At 40.8% G+C, this 18,840-nt stretch carries 14 protein-coding genes, 2 pseudogenes and 1 other annotated feature; of the genes and pseudogenes, 6 read left to right on the top strand and 10 right to left on the bottom strand.

Translation table 11 applies throughout. The features are described 5' to 3' along the window. Positions 1-365 precede the first annotated feature (365 nt). The 3 genes from CDZ94_RS15140 to argS all read right to left on the bottom strand — a co-directional run bounded on the left by CDZ94_RS15140 (position 366) and on the right by argS (position 5,545). On the bottom strand, positions 366-2,609 hold the full coding sequence (locus tag CDZ94_RS15140; RefSeq protein WP_096438435.1) for a heavy metal translocating P-type ATPase: 2,244 nt from the start codon (positions 2,607-2,609) through the stop codon (positions 366-368). Between the two features lie 133 nt (positions 2,610-2,742). Beyond that, positions 2,743-3,765 (bottom strand): F510_1955 family glycosylhydrolase, encoded by a 1,023-nt coding sequence (locus CDZ94_RS15135; RefSeq protein WP_096438433.1) that lies wholly within the window; start codon positions 3,763-3,765, stop codon positions 2,743-2,745. 97 nt (positions 3,766-3,862) lie between these two features. Further along, the gene (gene argS / locus CDZ94_RS15130; RefSeq protein ID WP_198520777.1) at positions 3,863-5,545 is read right to left on the bottom strand and encodes an arginine--tRNA ligase; all 1,683 of its coding nucleotides are present in this window, start codon (positions 5,543-5,545) and stop codon (positions 3,863-3,865) included. 72 nt (positions 5,546-5,617) lie between these two features. After that, positions 5,618-5,827 (bottom strand) — a binding site (T-box leader). Between the two features lie 270 nt (positions 5,828-6,097). Here argS and CDZ94_RS15125 point away from each other — a divergent pair. Further along, positions 6,098-6,988, top strand: coding sequence for a DUF2628 domain-containing protein (locus CDZ94_RS15125; protein WP_096438429.1), 891 nt, complete (start codon positions 6,098-6,100; stop codon positions 6,986-6,988). Between the two features lie 112 nt (positions 6,989-7,100). Here CDZ94_RS15125 and csaA read toward each other — a convergent pair whose 3' ends face one another. Continuing rightward, positions 7,101-7,439 (bottom strand): chaperone CsaA, encoded by a 339-nt coding sequence (gene csaA, locus CDZ94_RS15120; protein WP_096438427.1) that lies wholly within the window; start codon positions 7,437-7,439, stop codon positions 7,101-7,103. A gap of 702 nt (positions 7,440-8,141) precedes the next feature. Between csaA and CDZ94_RS15115 the strand changes: the two genes are divergently transcribed. The 3 genes from CDZ94_RS15115 to CDZ94_RS15105 all read left to right on the top strand — a co-directional run bounded on the left by CDZ94_RS15115 (position 8,142) and on the right by CDZ94_RS15105 (position 11,964). After that, positions 8,142-8,867 carry a GntR family transcriptional regulator gene (locus CDZ94_RS15115; RefSeq protein WP_096438425.1) on the top strand — a complete coding sequence of 242 codons (726 nt, stop codon included), beginning with the start codon at positions 8,142-8,144 and terminating at the stop codon, positions 8,865-8,867. Positions 8,868-9,025: 158 nt separating this feature from the next. Continuing rightward, a complete protein-coding gene (locus tag CDZ94_RS15110) occupies positions 9,026-10,849 on the top strand; it encodes a BCCT family transporter (RefSeq protein WP_096438423.1) in 1,824 nt (607 codons plus the stop codon). Positions 10,850-11,313: 464 nt separating this feature from the next. Continuing rightward, positions 11,314-11,964, top strand: a complete 651-nt coding sequence (locus tag CDZ94_RS15105) for an FMN-dependent NADH-azoreductase (protein ID WP_096438421.1) — start codon at positions 11,314-11,316, stop codon at positions 11,962-11,964. A 50-nt stretch (positions 11,965-12,014) separates the two neighbouring features. Here the strand turns inward: CDZ94_RS15105 and CDZ94_RS15100 are convergent, their stop codons facing one another. The 6 genes and pseudogenes from CDZ94_RS15100 to CDZ94_RS15080 form a co-directional block, all read right to left on the bottom strand. Then, positions 12,015-12,374 carry a helix-turn-helix domain-containing protein gene (locus CDZ94_RS15100; protein WP_096438419.1) on the bottom strand — a complete coding sequence of 120 codons (360 nt, stop codon included), beginning with the start codon at positions 12,372-12,374 and terminating at the stop codon, positions 12,015-12,017. Positions 12,375-12,795: 421 nt separating this feature from the next. After that, a pseudogene (locus tag CDZ94_RS21580) lies at positions 12,796-13,296 on the bottom strand (GrpB family protein); the annotation flags it as partial. A gap of 33 nt (positions 13,297-13,329) precedes the next feature. Continuing rightward, positions 13,330-13,785 (bottom strand): annotated as a pseudogene (locus CDZ94_RS21575) (SAM-dependent methyltransferase); the annotation flags it as partial. A 191-nt stretch (positions 13,786-13,976) separates the two neighbouring features. After that, positions 13,977-15,386, bottom strand: coding sequence for a sucrose-specific PTS transporter subunit IIBC (locus CDZ94_RS15090; protein ID WP_096438415.1), 1,410 nt, complete (start codon positions 15,384-15,386; stop codon positions 13,977-13,979). Positions 15,387-15,519: 133 nt separating this feature from the next. Continuing rightward, positions 15,520-16,512 (bottom strand): LacI family DNA-binding transcriptional regulator, encoded by a 993-nt coding sequence (locus tag CDZ94_RS15085; protein ID WP_096438413.1) that lies wholly within the window; start codon positions 16,510-16,512, stop codon positions 15,520-15,522. A gap of 147 nt (positions 16,513-16,659) precedes the next feature. Next, positions 16,660-17,745: an extracellular solute-binding protein gene (locus CDZ94_RS15080; RefSeq protein WP_096438411.1), complete on the bottom strand. Its 1,086-nt coding sequence runs from the start codon at positions 17,743-17,745 to the stop codon at positions 16,660-16,662. Positions 17,746-18,176: 431 nt separating this feature from the next. Here CDZ94_RS15080 and CDZ94_RS15075 point away from each other — a divergent pair, with 431 nt between their 5' ends. Then, a complete protein-coding gene (locus CDZ94_RS15075) occupies positions 18,177-18,260 on the top strand; it encodes a YjcZ family sporulation protein (protein WP_096438409.1) in 84 nt (27 codons plus the stop codon). Positions 18,261-18,449: 189 nt separating this feature from the next. Continuing rightward, positions 18,450-18,524, top strand: coding sequence for a YjcZ family sporulation protein (locus CDZ94_RS15070; protein ID WP_096440896.1), 75 nt, complete (start codon positions 18,450-18,452; stop codon positions 18,522-18,524). Positions 18,525-18,840: the final 316 nt, after the last annotated feature.

Raw genomic sequence — 18,840 nt, 5'->3', positions numbered from 1 at the left:
TTTTATTAAAAACAGAGTTAGCTTCCGCCGTATGTTTTAAAGTCTCAAGGATGCTTTACAACTTCATCAAAGTAAGTGAATTCTACACAAAAGAGGGATTATTAAACACAATGGAGAGTTTATTCTACACAAAAGTGATGGAATTCTACCAAAAGGAAACTAAACTTCATCAAAGTGAGTCAATTCTACACAAAAGAGGGATTATTAAACACAATGGAAAGTTTATTCAACACAAAAATGATGGAATTCTACCAAAAGGAAACTAAACTTCATCAAAGTGAGTCAATTCTACCAAAAGCCTTGAGACGAACAACGTGAAGATAGCTTTCCGCTCTATAAATTTTCTTTTAAAAAACCCCGTCAGCCTAAGCCGACGGGATTGCTTTGAATTTTTTCAGACGCAGTGTGTTAAGCACAACCGATACTGAGCTAAACGCCATTGCGGCTCCTGCGAGCATTGGATTTAGCAGGAGTCCGAAAAACGGATAGAGTAGTCCGGCAGCGACAGGGATGAGGACAATGTTGTAACCAAAAGCCCAGCCTAGGTTTTGCCAAATCATTTTCATCGTGGATTTAGATAATCGAAGGGCAGTAACAACATTCATGATCTCGCCACGCATTAATGTAATATTGGCTGCTTCCATAGCAACATCGGTACCTGTGCCAATAGCGATGCTAATGTCCGATTGAGCAAGTGCCGGTGCATCATTTATGCCATCTCCTACCATCGCTACTCGTTTACCTTCTCTTTGCAACTTCTTCACAAAAGAAGCTTTATCTCCTGGAAGTACTTCCGCTTCAAAGCGTTCAATCCCAGCTTCTTTTGCAATCGATGCTGCTGTTCTTTCATTATCTCCTGTCAGCATCACGACTTCGATATCCATCTCTTTTAGCATTTGAACGGCTTGTTTTGCATCTTCCTTAAGCTGGTCAGCGACAGCTATAACACCGGCAAAAAGACCGTCAGCTGCAATAAAAATCGGAGTTTTCCCTTCTGCAGCAAGATCATCGGCGAAACGTTCAGCTTCATGTAGCTCAATTTGATGTTTATTCATCAATCGTTTATTTCCGATTAGACACTCTTTTCCGTTCCAGTTTGCTTCAATACCATGACCACTGATCGCTTCAAAGGTGTCTGGTTCGCTTAATACTAAATTGCGTGTTTTCGCTTCATTTACAATTGCCTCACCGAGCGGATGTTCTGACGCAGATTCAATTGAAGCAATCATGACAAGAAGTTCTTCTTCTGACCAAGACCCGCCAACGGAAATATTGGTTACTGTTGGTTTCCCTTCAGTAATGGTACCTGTCTTATCCAGTACAACTGTTTCTACTTTGTGAGCCTGCTCTAGACTCGATGCATCTTTGATAAGAACCCCGTTTTCAGCACCTTTTTCAGTTCCGACCATAACCGCTGTCGGAGTAGCTAAGCCTAACGCACAAGGACAGGCAATGATTAAAACCGCAATGAACGTCGTCAAGGCAAAAATAAAGGAAGGTTCTGGGCCAAAAATCAACCATACAAGAAAGCTAAGTGAAGCTAATCCTACTACCGCGGGAACAAAGTAAGCAGAAATAACATCGACCATTCTCTGGATTGGCGCTTTAGACCCTTGTGCCTCGTTTACCATACGAATGATTTGCGAAAGCGTTGTATCTTTGCCTACCTTATTCGCTTCAAACGTAAAGCTGCCCGTCTTATTGATCGTTGCTCCAATAACAGCGTCATCTTTTTGTTTCTCAATCGGGATAGATTCTCCTGTCAACATCGATTCATCAACCGTAGACGCCCCTTTAATAATCGTGCCATCGACCGGAATACGTTCACCAGGGCGGACGAGCACCTCATCTCCCACTTCGACTTTTTCAACCGGCAGCTCGAGTTCTTCCCCGTTACGCACGACTCGCGCGGTTTTTACCTGAAGGTTCATCAGCTTTTTAATCGCTGTCGACGTTTCCCCTTTTGCTTTCGCTTCAAAATACCGCCCTAAAAGGATAAGCGTTGTAATAACCGTTGTAACGTCGTAATACAGCTGGTAAGGAAAACCTGCACCAGTTAAAAACTCGGGAAACAGCGTCATTGCACCTGAATAAAACCAAGCTGACGTCGTTCCCATCGCGACAAGAACGTTCATATCAGCTGACTTACTGCGCAAAACTTTATAACTGTTTTTGTAAAATCTCCAACCGGGTACAAGCTGGACATAAGTGGTTAAGGCTAACAGGAAAAATGGGTTGGATAACCAACCAGGAACCCAGCCGCCCCAAGTCCCCATCATATGAGGGATACTTCCGATAAGAACAATCACCGTCACAATCGCGGCAAACGTAAAGTCACGCATTAATTTTTTCGATTCTGCTGCTTGTTTTTCGGATAAATCGGCTTCTTTTTCATCATGAATCTGTTTAGCGCCGAACCCGATTTTTTCAACAGAAGCAACAATTTCACTCACGCGATCATCTGTAATGTCTCCAGTGACCTGAGCTTGGTGAGTGGCCAAATTGACGTTAACAGATTCAACACCTTCTACTCGGGAAATCTTCTTTTCTACCCTATTTACACATGATGCACAATGCATCCCATCTATTCCAAAACGCACCTTAGACATAACGTCCCTCCTAGTGTAAATTGATTCCTCTAAAACCAATATACCTCATAGGGGTATTTTATTCAAGTGAAAAGTGCCTGACCCCCGCCGCGGTGAAGCGTTAATGTACCGGGGGTCAGGCACCTTATTTCTACTATTCAAGTGTGGAGACGTTTCCGCTTTTAATGATCTGGTTCCACGTTTTTCCATTATCATAGCTAATGTGACCGTCTCCGGCAACTGTCGTGACTGCGATTTCATCTCGGTTTTGCGGATTAACGGCGATGTATTGAATAACATCCCGCTCACCAAGTTCAGGGCTCTCTATAGCGTTAATATCGCCTTCTTCGGTGTAGTGCACCAAAGTCACTTCTTCATTCCATGTCGTTACATACAAATCTTCCTCATCATACGTAAGCGAAAATACAGGAGACTTGAGGTCAGACCTTTCAAAGGTATCTCCGTAATCCTCGGAAAGAAATAGTCCTTCTGCGGTACCGATCGCCACAACCGCTTCATCGTGAGGATGGACGGCAATTGCATAGTTAGGAAATCCACCTTGGTCATAGCCTACATCGGGTAAACCGGCGCCCTCACTTTTCTCCCATGTATTTGCGTCATCTAATGTAAAATATAGACCTGTCTCCTCTAAACGGTCGCTGGGTGACGGATTGTATACATAGATAGCATCCGTGTGATAACCGGCTCCTTTTACGTGAAAGTCTGTTACTCCTAGCAAATCTAAGGATTCTACAGTCTTGCCTCCATCCTCGCTTTTTACAAGTCCGATCGGATCGACGTCAAATGAAGAAGACTCTCCTGGGTGTCCGCTCGTGTAAAATCCATTCTCCACGGCATTAAAACCCATGTAATCATTTTTCTCTTCTGCTGTTTCATACCATGTACCTCCGTCAAACATGGCAAGACCATGATGAGTAGCTATATAAAGAATTTCATCGTTCCCTGCATAGCCTAACCCATGCATATGCGTGATTTCAAGGTCAGGGTTCTCAACAAAAAAGTCATCGCTGTCTAACTTAACAGAAGCCTCGTCTTCATTTTTTTCATCTATATTCGAACTGTCCCCTGGTGTCTCTGAAACATCATCATTTGAGCATCCAACAATGCCGACACTCCCAATAACTCCGACTAACAAAGGAACTAACCGTTTCTTCATATTCCTTTACCCCCTATACGTATCGTACTGTTTTTTATTGTATATGGACAGGTAGCCTATATCAATAGGTGGAATGTGACAATACACCAAACGTTGATTACATTCGATTCGGAGCTTTCATCCCGAGCAACCGAAGCCCTTCCTTAAGTACAATAACGACTGCCTTCGTCAATATTAACCGAGACGAAAGCTCAGCGTCACTGTTTAATATTTTTACCTTTCCATAGTATTTATTAAAGGCAGACGAAAGAGCCAGAAGATATTTTGCCATAACAGAAGGTTCGTAATTTTCCCATGCTCGCTTCGTTACCTCAGGAAAGTTCATCAGCTCTTTAATAACAATCCAGGAAGCTTCATCACCTAACCCTCGGACTTCGCCGTTATAACTTTCAGCCTTCCTTAAAATACTCATCGCGCGTGCATGTGTATATTGAACGTATGGTCCTGTTTCCCCCTCAAATGTGAGCATATGTTTTAGGTTAAATTCGACGGAATTCATTCGTTCATTTTTTAAATCATGGAAAATAACAGCGCCGACGCCGACATCTTTGGCCACTTCCTCTTTTGCTGTTAAAGACGGATTTTTCTCCGCGATGTTAGATGACGCTCGGGTAATGGCATCTGTTAATACATCTTCAAGTAACACAATTTTCCCTTTACGTGTCGACATCTTTTTACCATTTTTCAAGATAAGCCCAAACGGAACGTGAACCATCTCCTTAGCCCAGGAATAACCCATTTGAGCGAGAACGTGAACGATTTGCTGAAAGTGCAGTTGTTGCTCGGCTCCTACAACATAAATACACTTGGAAAAATTGAACGTTTGCTGACGATAAATCGCTGCTGCCAAATCACGCGTGGCATATAACGTTGTACCATCTGTCTTCTTGATTAAACATGGAGGTTTTTCCTCTCCCACTTTTACAACGTGAGCCCCCTCAGAAACCGTAAGCAGCCCTTTCTTTCCTAACTCTGCAACAACGGCCTCCATCTTGTCATTGTAAAATGATTCCCCTTGAACATAGTCAAACGTAATACCAAGAAGCTGATAAACTTTTTCAAATTCCTTGAGTGATTCCTCTTTGAACCACGTCCATAATTCAGTGGCTTTCGAGTCTCCCTCTTCTAATTTCTTAAACCATGCTCTCCCTTCGTCCAACAAAGATGGATCGTTATCAGCTTCTTCATGAAAGCGGACATAGTAACGCATTAAGCTAGGAATGGGTGCTTGCTGAACTTCTTCCTCAAACCCCCAGCGGGTATACGCACTCATGAGCTTCCCAAACTGAGTACCCCAATCTCCTAAATGATTAACGCGGACGGGTTGATAGCCGTTTTTTTCTGCAAGGTTTGCGAGACTTTGACCAATAATCGTAGATCTTAGATGCCCCATTGAAAAAGGCTTGGCAATGTTCGGTGAAGAAAAATCAAACACCGCATTTTTCCCCTGACCAGCTGAATGATGACCATAGTGACTTCCTTTTTCTACAACTTCTTTCAAGACGTTCTCACTTACCAGCTCTTTTTTTAAGAACACATTCACATATGGTCCAACTGCTTTGACTTTTTCAATCATAGGAGACTGCAGCTTACTGGCCACTTCTACTGCAATATAAGGAGGTGCGGTTTTCCAGGTTCTCGCCAACTGAAAACAAGGGAATGCCAGATCTCCATGTTCCTCACTTTTTGGCTTTTCAATTAAGCTTTTGATCGTATCATTCGGAAGGTTTCCCTTTAACACACTTGCTAACGCATCAACAAACTCGCTTTTCACATTCACTTTGATCACTCCAATCATGATTATTAATTAAATTACGATGTCTTAGCATACAAAAAATCCCGCCTCTTCATTAATAGAGACGAGATTTACCCGCGGTACCACTCTGTTTGTTTTTCAAACCACCTCATAGGATAACGGGGGAATACCCGACCGAAAAAGACCTTCACAACGGTCCTCCGGTTTCTCGGAAGTGCGGTTCATCTACAAGGTTCCGCCGGTCTCTCACCATCACCAGCTCGCTTAAGGCTACTTGTTGACTACTCTCTTCTTCATCGAAATAGATATTTAGGAGGTTTTTAATAATATTTAGTTATCCTCCTTTTTAAAACGATCCATGTATTTTTATATTGTTATGTATCATACATAACTTTAGTGAAAAGTACAAGTGGCGCAGAAATTCCGCACTGAAAAGGCTCTTTTTCTTTTATTTTGAGTCGAAAAAACGCTCATAAAACAACAAATTTTACAAAAACATCCTTAGGAAAAGTCCTAATCGTTCGCTTTCAAAGTCACTCATGGTAAAATAATGGTGGTAAAGAAAGGGGAACAATCATGAGTAAGAAATTATTCACACGTATTCTTTCCAAACAAAAAGAAGATGTCGTTTCAACAATTGGAAAAAATCATACATATTATGTAAACCAATGGACGAAAGCAACCGCCCCAACACGGTTCTCTGGTTGGAATTGGGCAAGCTTTTTAGCAGCGCCCTTCTGGTTTTCTTATCGAAGAATGTATGGTTGGATGAGCTTGTATTTTTTAGTTATCCTGTTATACGCCCTAGGAGACGCTTTTCTTCCCTTCCTGCAATATGCAACTGAGATAACGCTCCCTTACCCTTGGGCTGGTTTTATTGGTACTATTTTTACGTTGCACATTCTAACAGGGTTATTCGGGAATGCATTATTTGCAAAAAAAGTTGAGAAAAAAGTACAAAAGTACCAGGTACCAAAACCGGGTTACGCACAAGTACCGCTTTTTTCACAAGCGGGTGTAAGCTTTCTTTCTGCTTTATTAGGACCACTTATTGTAGCTATGTTTATTATCTACCCTTTTATCCAACTGTTAGAGTGGGAGTACTCACCCGGGTTTCCAAAAGGAGCTTTTGTCTACTTAGATGAAGAAGGTGCTCCTCATGCACCTTGGGATATTGAAGAAAATCCCTCCCACCGTTTATTTTCATCCAGATTAATGCTTTTTTATGAAAACATAGACCCTATTGAGAACGAGACGGTTTACGTAGAAATATTCCACATTGATGATAATAATAGAGAAAAAATATACGAAAAATCTCATTCTTTTTTCAGGTCAAGCAGTGTTAATGTCGCACTTTTAGATACGGGTGACCCCAACCTATCCACCGGTGAATATGAAATCGACGTCTATGTCGGAGATCAAAAACAGGATTCAGCTAAATTCACTATGGTATCACCACAATCTTAAGATAACTAAAAAAACAACAGCCAACGCCGTTGTATTTTAAAAAGCCCGCTTTGTGTTTATCATAGCGGGCTTACCATGTTTATTTAGGTTTAGATATCCTCTCTGAAGTGCATCAGCTAACCTTTGTACCGTTTTCTACTTTCTCATCAATATTTAGCAGAACAACATCCTCTTCGGTAGGTACGCCCCCCATGACAAGGACCTCTGATTTATACCCAGCGATCCGCATTGGTGGAAAATTGACTACCGCAACAATTTGCCTTCCTATTAAGCCATCTGGTTCGTACCGTTTCGTGATTTGTGCACTAGATTGTTTAAGTCCCAATTCGCTACCAAAATCAATCACCAATTTGATCGCAGGTTTTCTAGCCTCAACAAAAGGCTCTGCTTCAACAATTGTCCCAATTCTCATATCCACTTTTTGAAAGTCTTGTATCGTTACATCCGCCATAATGAAGTCCTCCTTAACTGATAAATGTTTATACTAACTAGTTCGACTATCTATTGATTTTCCCTTTATTTTACATCGTGTCCTTAACCCAATGCAAACCGAGGGTGGGGTCAGATTTCGTGTTTTCATCCTAAGTAATACCTACTAGTATATGTCTCTCAAAATTACTAGCAGCTTCTATCTTTTTCCCGATAAAAGAGGAAACCTTTGAAGCACGTACCGCCGGTTTCTGAGATTGCTAATTGACGTAAAAATGCATGAATATTTTGTATGGGTACTCCGAAATAAAGGTGCTGGTCCCGGAGCGTATAGTCAATTCGATCCGCACACAGGACAGATAGAGGTTGCTCTAGTATAGGATAGTGTAAGTTTGAAATCGCCAGCACCTTCTCAGATTGATATCCGTACTTCGTTAATATTCATGGTACGTCATAACCTTCAAGAAGACTTCGAAAAATCTATTCGCGGGAGTATTCTCTCTTTTTCATAAACGACATCAACAAAATGGGAAAGCGCGGTGTTGGATAAGTCATGAAGCAATCCGACTATTTGTTCTTCTGTCTCCCGTCCATTTTTTCCCTCAAAAACATGAAAACGTACTGCAAACCGTGTAAAATAGAAAAATGACCGAGTAGATGATCCAACAAACGGTCAGACTATCCGCGTATAATAAGACAAATTTAACGAAAGGAGCTTAAAGCGTTGATTGACAAGAACTCTCCTTTGCCCATTTATTATCAAATAGAAGAATATATTAAGGAAAGAATTCAAAATAAACAGTTTCAACCTGGAGACATATTGCCTTCTGAAAGAGAGATGGCTGAAACCTTCAATATAAGTAGGATGACCGTGCGCCAAGCAATTAACAACTTAGTTAATGAAAATCTGTTGTTTCGAAAAAAAGGAAAAGGAACCTTCGTTGCAGAGAAAAAGATTGCGCAGCCTTTGCAAGGCCTTACAAGCTTTACAGAAGATATGAAAAACAGGGGAATGATTCCTAGCAATCGTTTACTGTTCTTTGACGAAGAAATTGTTGACCCGGCGATTACCAAAGAGTTAGGAATTGACCCAAGTGCAAAAGTTTATCTTATCCGTAGGGTTCGTCTGGCAGATGGTTCACCAATTGCACTTGAAACATCTTATATTCCAATCGACTTAACGCCGGGGTTAACTGCCGATGTCATACAAACTTCTTTTTATCACTATGTAGAAGATACGCTTAATCATACGATTGACTATGGAACACAAGTGATCGGTGCCACACTAGCAAGTACAGACGAAAAAGAGTACCTTCATGTTGAGAAGGGTGAACCACTCTTACAAATCCAACGAAAAACACACTTAAAAGATGGACGTGTGCTTGAGTTGGTCCGCTCGTCCTATCGCGCTGACCGTTATACGTTTATTACCACCATGCACCGTAGTTAGTACAATCTTGTTTTATCTACCTCTTTTAGGGGAAAGTAACGTTAATATGTTCTAATTCTTTACGAGTCCGATTCCATCTGTTACGCTCGACTACCTAGCTATCTACATAAACAGATATCGAAAGGAGGACCATTCGAAGCTATTCGGATGAATTTAATGTGAGAAAATTTGAATACGAAACGAAAAAACCTAGCATCGTATTTTATATTTCTGCACCACTAGTAGCACTTTTTGTATTATGGGGTGCTATAGGACCCGAATCACTAGACCGCGTCTCCAATGATGCTCTGGGCGTTACTCTCGACAACTTTGGTTGGTTCTACATGCTCTCAACCGCACTCTTCATTGCTTTTGTTCTTTTTTTAGCAGTCAGCCCATTTGGAAAGCTAAAATTGGGAAAACCAGGTGAACGACCCGAGTACAAGTTTTATACCTGGATCGGCATGTTATTTTCAGCCGGGATTGGTGTTGGCTTTGTGTTCTGGGGAGTAGCAGAACCTGCTCTTTATTACCTCGATCCACACCCGGATTACATAAATGCGGATACAGCTACCCAAGCAGACGCCGGTTTACGGTACGCCGTTTTCCATTGGGCATTGCATCCGTGGGCGATATTCTCCCTTGTAGCATTAACATTAGGCTATGTTCAATTTAGAAAAGACCAGCCCGCTTTAATTAGTTCTGCTTTTCAGCCATTATTGGGAGATCGGATTTACGGTCCATTTGGTAAAGGTATTGATACGCTTGCAGTCTTAGCCACATCTACAGGGGTAGCCACGACTTTCGGCTTAAGTGCTCTGCAAATTACCGGCGGACTATCTTATATAACGAACAACGCCATTCCAAACAATTCCTTTACTAATTTTATTATTATTGCCATTGTTACCGTTCTTTTTATTTTCTCTGCTGCGTCCGGTGTAAATAAAGGGATTCGCATTCTAAGTGTCCTTAATCTAACAATCGCCGCCATTTTACTTATTTTCGTGATTGTGATGGGACCATCGTTATTTATTGCGGAAAGTATCGTCACCACGATCGGTGGGTACTTGGCAAATGTCACACAAATGAGCTTAGACCTTGATCCATTTGGTGACGGGGAATGGTTAGGCATCTATACGATATTCTTCTGGGCCTGGCATATCTCTTGGGCTCCGTTTATGGGCATCTTTATCGCTCGAATATCTCGCGGCCGAACAATACGGGAATTTGTAGCTGGTGTACTCATTGTTCCGTCTTTACTCGCGGCCGTTTGGTTCACTGCGTTTGGCGGAACCGCGCTCGATATGATCGTAAGCGGAAACGAACAAATTGGTAACCTAGTTATGGAAAACGTAGAAGTAGCCCTATTCGTCACTCTAGGTGAACTGCCATTAGGGATGATTATGAGTCTCCTAGCGATAGCGCTCATTATTATTTTCTTTATAACTTCTGCAGATTCCGCGTCTTACGTTCTCGGCGCAATGACAAGCAGTGGAAGCTTAAATCCTCGATTAAGCGTCAAAATTATATGGGGATTCTTGATTGCCGGTACTGCCAGTGTCCTGTTAGCGAGTGGCGGATTGGAGGGACTTCAAACCGCCTCCATTGTTGCAGCCCTCCCGTTTGCTATGATCATGGTCGTGATGGTCTTCTCATTAATTATGATGATGGGACGGGATATGAAAGTAGAGCAAAAGCGAAAATCACGCCGGCATACGAAAAAAGTAAAAGAGGAAGTTTACGGCGATATGTACGATAAAATGAAAGAAAACGTCTATGATGATATTAAAGAAGAAGTGTACGACGATATAAAAGAAGAGGTTTACGGTGATATAAAAGAAGAAGTTTATGATGACATTAAAGATGAGGTTTATGACGAATTTAAAGAGCGCGTCTATGATGATTTACGCGAAGATTTAAGTGACCAATTAAACGGAGAACTGGATACACCAGATTCTGATGAAAAAAATTCAGATTCATCTAAGGACAAAAACAATCATTAAGAAAAACCTCATAGTCGACTTTGATTAATGCGGTTTCCGTAAAGTTGTTGCATTTCGAGCGTTTTTTCTAAGCAAAATAGTAACAATCTTTTTAAAAAAGAGCCTTTATAAAACCGCATTAACTTCCTCTCAAGAATGCTTTTTCCTTGAGACGAGCGACGAAAAGATAGCTGACCGCTCTATACTTTCTGATCTTTAAAAAAACAGATTAATTTGACGCAGAGAAGCAGCCTCTATTACATAGAGAGCTGCTTCTTTTTAATGAAGCATAAGTAATTCGACAGCATCTTCTCGAACTTTTTCTTTTTCGTAAATTAAACAAACGTTTGTTTAAATTCCCGCCTACTCTGATCCCCAACAATTCCCAAAAACAAATTCCTTTACTTAACTTACAAAAAGTAATATACTATCTTTTGTATTGCCACTACATTAAATTTTGTTATAACAGAAAGGATGAATAGAAAATGGCTAAAGTATTATACATCACAGCAAATCCTAAAGCTGTCGAAGAGTCCTTCGGTTTACAGGTTGGAGAGCATTTTATCGAAAAGTATCAGGAGGAGAATTCAGGGGATCGAGTAGAACGCTTGGACTTATATAAAGAATATATTCCTCTTATTGATGAAACGGTTTTAGGAGCTTGGGGAAAGCTTCAAAAAGGACAACCTCTAAATGAAGAGGAAGAAGCGATTACTTCTCGTATGAACCAACTCCTTGAGCAATTTTTAGAAGCGGATAAATACGTATTCGTTACACCTATGTGGAATTTAAGCTACCCTCCAAAGCTTAAGGCATTTATTGATAACATTGCGATCGCAGGAAAAACATTTAAATACACTGAAGAGGGCCCGCAAGGTTTACTCACAGACAAAAAAGTTGTCCACGTCCAAGCACGCGGCGGTGTGTATTCAGAAGGTCCAGCCATGGACTTTGAATTTGCGGATAAATATTTACGAGGGATCATGGGCTTTATCGGAATTACCGATTACACGCATATTCCTGTTGAAGGAATGAACCAATACCCAGATCGTGTAGGAGAAATCTTAAGCGAAGCAAAAGATACAGCAGCAGCAGCGGTTGAGGGATTTTCTAAAGATAAAGTAAGTCAATTATAATATGAAACAGTCCCAGAACCCTTGGCTATTATAGGCCAAGGGTTTTATGTTCAATCCCTTCCATTTCTTTTTACCTCCTCATTCCAATTAGTATATTGAATAAAGCGAATGTAGTTTTTAACTTCTTCTTTACTCACGCCGCTCTCTTTAGCTTCTTTTATCAAATGTAGCCAATCGTCATCCAAAACTTCCAGAACAGATTCACGCTTTTCATCCACCATAAGAAGCTCCAGAGGTATTTTTAATACAACGGAAAGCTTTTTTAATGTTTCTACAGACGGGTTTTTTCGTTGATCTCGCTCTAAAAAACTAATATATGATTTCGCTATTCCACTTTCATCTGCCAATCTTGAAATCGAATAGCCTTTTCTAAGACGGTATTTTTTAATTCTTTTTCCCACTTCACCCATAGTCCCACCACCTTTCACATTCTTTACAACGAACAACACCACTTATATGTTCATTATATCGAACTAACGTCCATTAGTCTATTTATTTTTGTTCGATATAGGAAACCAAGATAATTTAGAAAACCGCATAACGGTCTTTTGTTAAACCAGTTTCCTAAAAGATTATTGCTTTTTAATAAAATAAGACCTTCGTTGGAATCCGCTACAGGCGGACGCTTTCCGCGGACGAACCGCCAAACCTCCTCGGGAAATGCGCCCTGCGGGGTCTTGACTGGCCCGTTTTTCCGCGGGCAACGCTTTAGTTTCCGCCGTTTGTTCTAAAATCTCAAGGATGGTTTTACCTTGAGACGAGCGGCGTGAAGGTAGCTGTCCTCTTATAAACTCTTCAAATAAAGCATCCTTAGGAGGATGCCCATTTTCTCTAGCCTTGATTCTTCCAATAAACTGCTTTGCGCTCCAGCTCTTCAACAAAACGAACTTTCCCTTTTAGATAGCTTTCAATATCAGTAGGGAACCGTCGAGACAAATTCTTTTTTAGTTCAGCGTAACGCAGACTTTCTTTCCTGTGCTCTCGTAAATAATCACGAAAAGCTAGATGCCGCTCTACTTGCTCTGATCCTTCCTGAAATACATGAATGTGATGACTACGGCTCTTCCCTTCTCCTTTATAAAAATACCGACGGCCTGGTATCCCGTTTTCTCCACGAGCAACATAACCCAGCTGTTTCATAGACTGGTTAAATACATCAACGCCATTCAGGTCTCTCACTTCAATGAGAATGTCAATGATCGGCTTTGCGGCTAAGCCTTCAACAGAGGTACTGCCAATATGGTGGATGTTCATGAACTGTCTACCAAATACAGCTGTTAGTTTCTCAGCCTCTTTTTGAAAGTCCTCCTTCCAACTCGAGTTATAGTCCACCACTATTACAGGTCGCTTCACTTTCTTTTCAGACTTCCAATATTCTTTCATAATTTCTTTTGTCCATGCGGGTTCGGTTACAGGTTCCCTTGGGAGAAACGTGTTCATTACAGGTTTAATGTCTAAAATGGGGGTTCCGTCTATTGCATCCAAACCTTCCACATACAGCTTCTTCCCATCATGTTTAATGATCCGCACAATTGTCGATCCAATCCGATTCGGACGGTTTTTCCCACGCTGTGCGAAAATTCCGACTCTCGGCAACGACTCATCATTTCTTGGGTGCCTCGCTCCGGTTTGAATCTTTTCTTCTTTTACCTGGTCAAAATAGAAAATAATTTCGACGTGGCTAAATTCTCCAATTCCTTTCAAGCTTTCTTCAGGAAATGAACCCGTTAATGTTAACACCGAATGAATGTTACCCCAGTTATCATCTTCTATTTCTTTCCGACTGTTTTTCACATAAGCTACCGGCTCTAGTTGGTACATATTGCACTCCCCTTTCCTTTGTGTTTCCGTTTTATTATAGCGTATCTCAAAACAGCGAAGCATTCTGCATTTCAACTTCGGAACCATAAGAAAAACCGTATAGCGAGCGGCGTGAAGGTAGCTGTCCACTTATGAATTCTTATATTATAAAAAAAGACTACCCGCAGGCAGTCTCTTTCTCTAGATTCATTTTACGCTTCTCCGTCCATTTCTTCTTTCATTTTATCTGTGTATCCAAACATATAAGTCAATACGAAGGCTACCCCGATTGAAATGATATTCGCTAATAGATAAAGGACAATTTGTTCATTAAGATACAACAATGTTCCTGGGAGTACGGTAATCGCCATGCCGGTTCCTGCTAATCCTACGATGGATGCGAAGAAGGCTCCGGCAGCACCTCCAAACAGCCCCATTACAAATGGTTTCATATAACGGAGATTTACACCAAAGATAGCCGGTTCAGTAATTCCTAAAAATGCCGAAAGCGAAGAAGGAAGGGCCAAGGCTTTTAGTTTTTTCACCTTCGTCTTCACCCCAACCGCTAACGCAGCCCCACCTTGAGCAGCGATTGCACATGTGATAATTGCATTAAACGGGTTATTTCCAAATTCATTGAGCAATTGAATTTCTAAGAAGTTAAATATGTGATGTACACCTGTAATCACAATAATTTGGTGCAGACCACCGATGATAAGACCACTGATTCCAAACGGTAATTGAAGTAAAGCTGTAGTGGCAGCCATTACTGCTGCTTCAACAGCATGAAATATTGGGCCAATCACAAACAGAGCAAGTGTAATCATAATAAGTAATGTTAAGAATGGCGTTAAAATTAAATCGAGTGCTTCAGGTACACGTTTACGAATCCATTTTTCAAGCTTTGCCCCTACGTAACCTGCAATAAAAGCTGGAAGTACAGAGCCTTGATAACCGATAACAGGAATAAAGCCTAAGAACGTTAGTGCAAGATCCGGATTTTCTGCTACAGCCCATGCGTTCGGCAAAGCAGGACTTACGAGCATGAGCCCGAGAACGATCCCGATAATCGGACTTCCACCAAATACACGGAAAGCTGACCAAGCAACGAGCGCTGGTAAGAACGCAAATGCCGTATCAGTTAAAACTTCAGTAAACAAGAGGAAGTTCTCAGAAATATCTTCCGGAATGAGCCCAAACCAGGCTAATACGGTTTCTTGTGTTAAAAGGCCACGTAACCCCATAAATAGCCCCGTTGCTACTAAAACTGGAATTATGGGAACAAAAACGTCCCCAAAAGTCCGAACCGCTCGTTGAAAGCTGTTTCCTTGTTTCGCGGCTTCATTTTTCTGTTCACCTTTTGAGGATTCAGAAACTCCAAAATTAATGACCTCTTCATGAATCCGGTTCACAGTCCCCGTACCAAAGATTACTTGGTATTGGCCAGAATTATAAAAAGCGCCTTTAACTTTATCTAATTCTTCTACTCGCTTTTGATCGATTTTCTCTTTGTCATTAATCATAATCCGCAAGCGAGTAGCACAATGCGCAACGGATTCCACATTTTCTTGGCCACCGATGGCCGCGATTAACTGTTCGGCAATTCTACGATTTTCAGACATCGATAATCTCCTTCCTATCATTGAAATTATGTCCATTAATTTGTGTTCAATTCAAATATGTTTCAAGCATGGAATCGATTCCATAAAGCTCAAAAAAAAGAGAGAAAACCTTATATGTAATCGATTCCATAAATCATCTTAAACTATCTCGAATGATAAGTCTATAGTCCATCGACAATTTCCTTTTTTTCTCTATATTGTTTTCAATTTCATCAAGGAGGAGTGCAGCCACTCTCATTCCAGCCTTCTCGTTGTGGTAGTCCACGGTAGTGAGCGGTGGCGTTACATACTTGGAAATTTCGGAAGCCCCGATCCCGGAAATCGCCATTTGATCTGGTACTTTTATGTCCTTTTCTTTTAAATACTCCAGCGCTCCAATAGCTAAACGATCAGTTACTGCAAAAATAGCGGTCGGAGGAGTCTTACTCGCTTCTAAAATTTTCTTGACTGCCACATACCCTGTTTGGATATCAAAAATACCTTTTTGAACCCAGGAAGTTTCGACTGGAAGACGATACTTATGCATCGCATCAAGATATCCTTTCTTCCGCAACATGCCAACAGCTCTGTCACTTTCATTTACACCGATAAACCCGATACGATTGTGTCCTTTTTCAATCATCACCTCGGTCAATTGTTTAGCTGCGTGATAATCGTCATAAACAACAGAAGATACATCGGGAATATCCTGGCCTAGTGCCACTAATGGAATCTTGAGTTCCTTAATAGCATCCAATAATTTATTTTCAATATTAGTGGCAAGCAAAATAATTCCGTCCACTCTTCTGCTTTGTAACAATTTCATTTGTTCAATCTCTTTCTCGATTTGGAGGTTGGCATTGGCTAGTAAAATCTGATACCCCCGAGGACTCAATTCCGCATCAATCCCATCAACTACACGGCTGGCTGTTTCTGTACTGATCTTAGGTAATATTACGCCAATGACTTGCGTTCTTTTAGTACGGAGAGATTTCGCCTGCTCGCTTGGGACGTAACCTGTTTCTTTAATAGCTTTATGTACACGCTCTCTTGCTGTTTCACTCACATATCCAGAATTGTTCAACACCCTTGAAACAGTTGTCCGCGAGACATTAGCCAATTTTGCAATATCACTAATCGTTACCATATTTTCACCTCATTCAACATCTGGACATATTATAGCGACTCAGCAGAACAAATGTAAAGACAAGCTTAATCTGTGAGCGGAGCCGAAGTATTTTTTAAAGCCCGCTATGAAATACACAGCGGGCGAAAGTCGGTTCGTTTTGTCTTTTTATCTAATTTCTAAGTCGAGTCCTGATTGTTCAATAAGTGTTCGCGTATCTTCCCAAACTTCACCAAGCTGACTTAACGGCATATCGTGAGTTTTGTATTCATCAATTGAAGCTGCACCTTCAATCGCCTCAACATCGGGGTTAATTGGTACTTCTAAAGAATTAAAAGAGAACTCACGCTGATTTTCCAGTTCTAAGATCCACTCTAAGAACACTTCAGCGCTTTGCGCATTCGGGTTATCAGCAATATGCCCGATACCTGCTGCATTAACTACTGCTCCCATGTCACCATCATCTTGATCGGGATAAATAACGCCTACATTATTGTCTGTTGGTTCTTGGAGTTGTTGATGGTAGTAATAGTTGTTAACAAGTCCAAAGGCAAACTCTCCAGCTCCTACAGCACGACGGATGTCACCATGACCATCTGTAATCGTTCCGGCATTCTCACTGATTGCTTCAAGCCATTCAGAAGTTTGTTCGTCTCCCCACTCTTGACGAAGTGCTGAAACGTGGCCAATCATACCCCCATTTCCACCACGGGTAATCGCAAATTCACCCTTCCAGTCAGAGTCTGTTAGATCCCAAATGTTTTTCGGCATTTCTTCTTCTGTAATCATATCTTTGTTATACATTAGGACACGTGTTCTGGCTGACAGTGCAAACCATGAATTATCATCTGCACGATAATTTTCATCAATTGTGTCGATCCCTTCAGGATCAGACTCTTGAAGCAATTCTTCCATTCTCAAATGTTCGAGTGCACCAACATCATTTGAAATGAAAATATCTGCAGATACGTTATCTGCCTCTGCTTCTGTCTTTAAACGATTAATGGCATTGTCACCACCATGAAAAGCTTCTACTGTAATGCCTGTATCTTCTTCAAACTTTGCTAATAATTCATCAACAAACGTTTCATTTCTTGAGGAATATACAATAAGTTCTCCTGTTTCTTCAGCTGCAGATTCACCGTCCCCACCATTACCGGCGCTTTCATCTGTACTATCATCAGAATCTGTACCACACGCTGCAATTCCTAAAGCCATTAGTGCCATTGAACCTACCATAAACCACTTTCGCATTTCATTTTCCTCCTATGAACTATGTAATGATAATGATTCTCAATACTGTAATCCTAATGATAATGGGATTGAGAATCATTGTCAATTGTTTTTTCTTTTTTTGTACCAATTTAGCTATAAATATTGAATAACCAAATGATTCAAACGAACTTATCAATATTTTGCTTACTAAACAAGCGCAAGCCACCTGCTTAACAGCGAAATACAAATGTTCTGCCCGATAAAAAGTGCTATTTACTTTTAATCGGGCAGGTTGTTTGACACACGAGCTGATTGCGCCTGGAGCTAGACATAGAAACGTAAATTTTTATGCTTTCCTTAACTCTTAGAAAAACAGGCAAATTACCTCCCTCACTTGTCCATACTCTTTTTCAATTTTCACATAGAGTATCAGTGAGAGGCCTCTCAAATATTTAAAAACAGGAGGAGATATGATGGGCTACGGCAACAGCTTTGCGTTGATTTTAGTGTTGTTTATCCTTTTAGTTATTATTGGCTGCTCTTGCTTTAAATAATAAACAATAAGCTATAGAGCCAACTCCATTCACCATATCAAGAAAAGCAAGCCTCCTTTGCGTATTTCGTGTAATGGTAAATGACAACCCTGCAAAACCGGACATTCGTGGTATTCCTTAAATTCTTTCAAATGGACGCCCGCCTTGAAAGATCCCCCTCAAGATCTGGTGAGTTAAGGAGGAATTTCGATGAAAAACACTTTCGCTTTTGTGGTTGTTTTGTTTGTATTGCTTGTCATTGTTGGCTGCTCTTGCACCTACTAAATAGTAGCATCTCCCCTAAAAAAAAGCCCGTATGTTAATGCGGGCTTTTTCTTTTTGAGTAAGGCTGTTTACTAAAGACAATTTTATTAAGATTACCCGTTGTAATGCAGGACTTTTTCAACACCTACAACCTTAAAATGAGCCTTGTCTTTACATAAATAATCGTAATCATGTGAAAAGGACTCATACGATATACTGGGTAACTAGTCATTTTCACTCTTATCTATAGAACTATTTATCTAAATCGTGTGAGTTTTCTTTCTTTTTATGAGGAATTTTCATACAATTGAGGAAGTAGTTTTACTGGAATAAAAAA

Source organism: Alteribacter populi, assembly GCF_002352765.1.
GTDB lineage: Bacteria > Bacillota > Bacilli > Bacillales > Salisediminibacteriaceae > Alteribacter > Alteribacter populi.
This window is presented reverse-complemented; position numbering and strand designations above follow the sequence as displayed.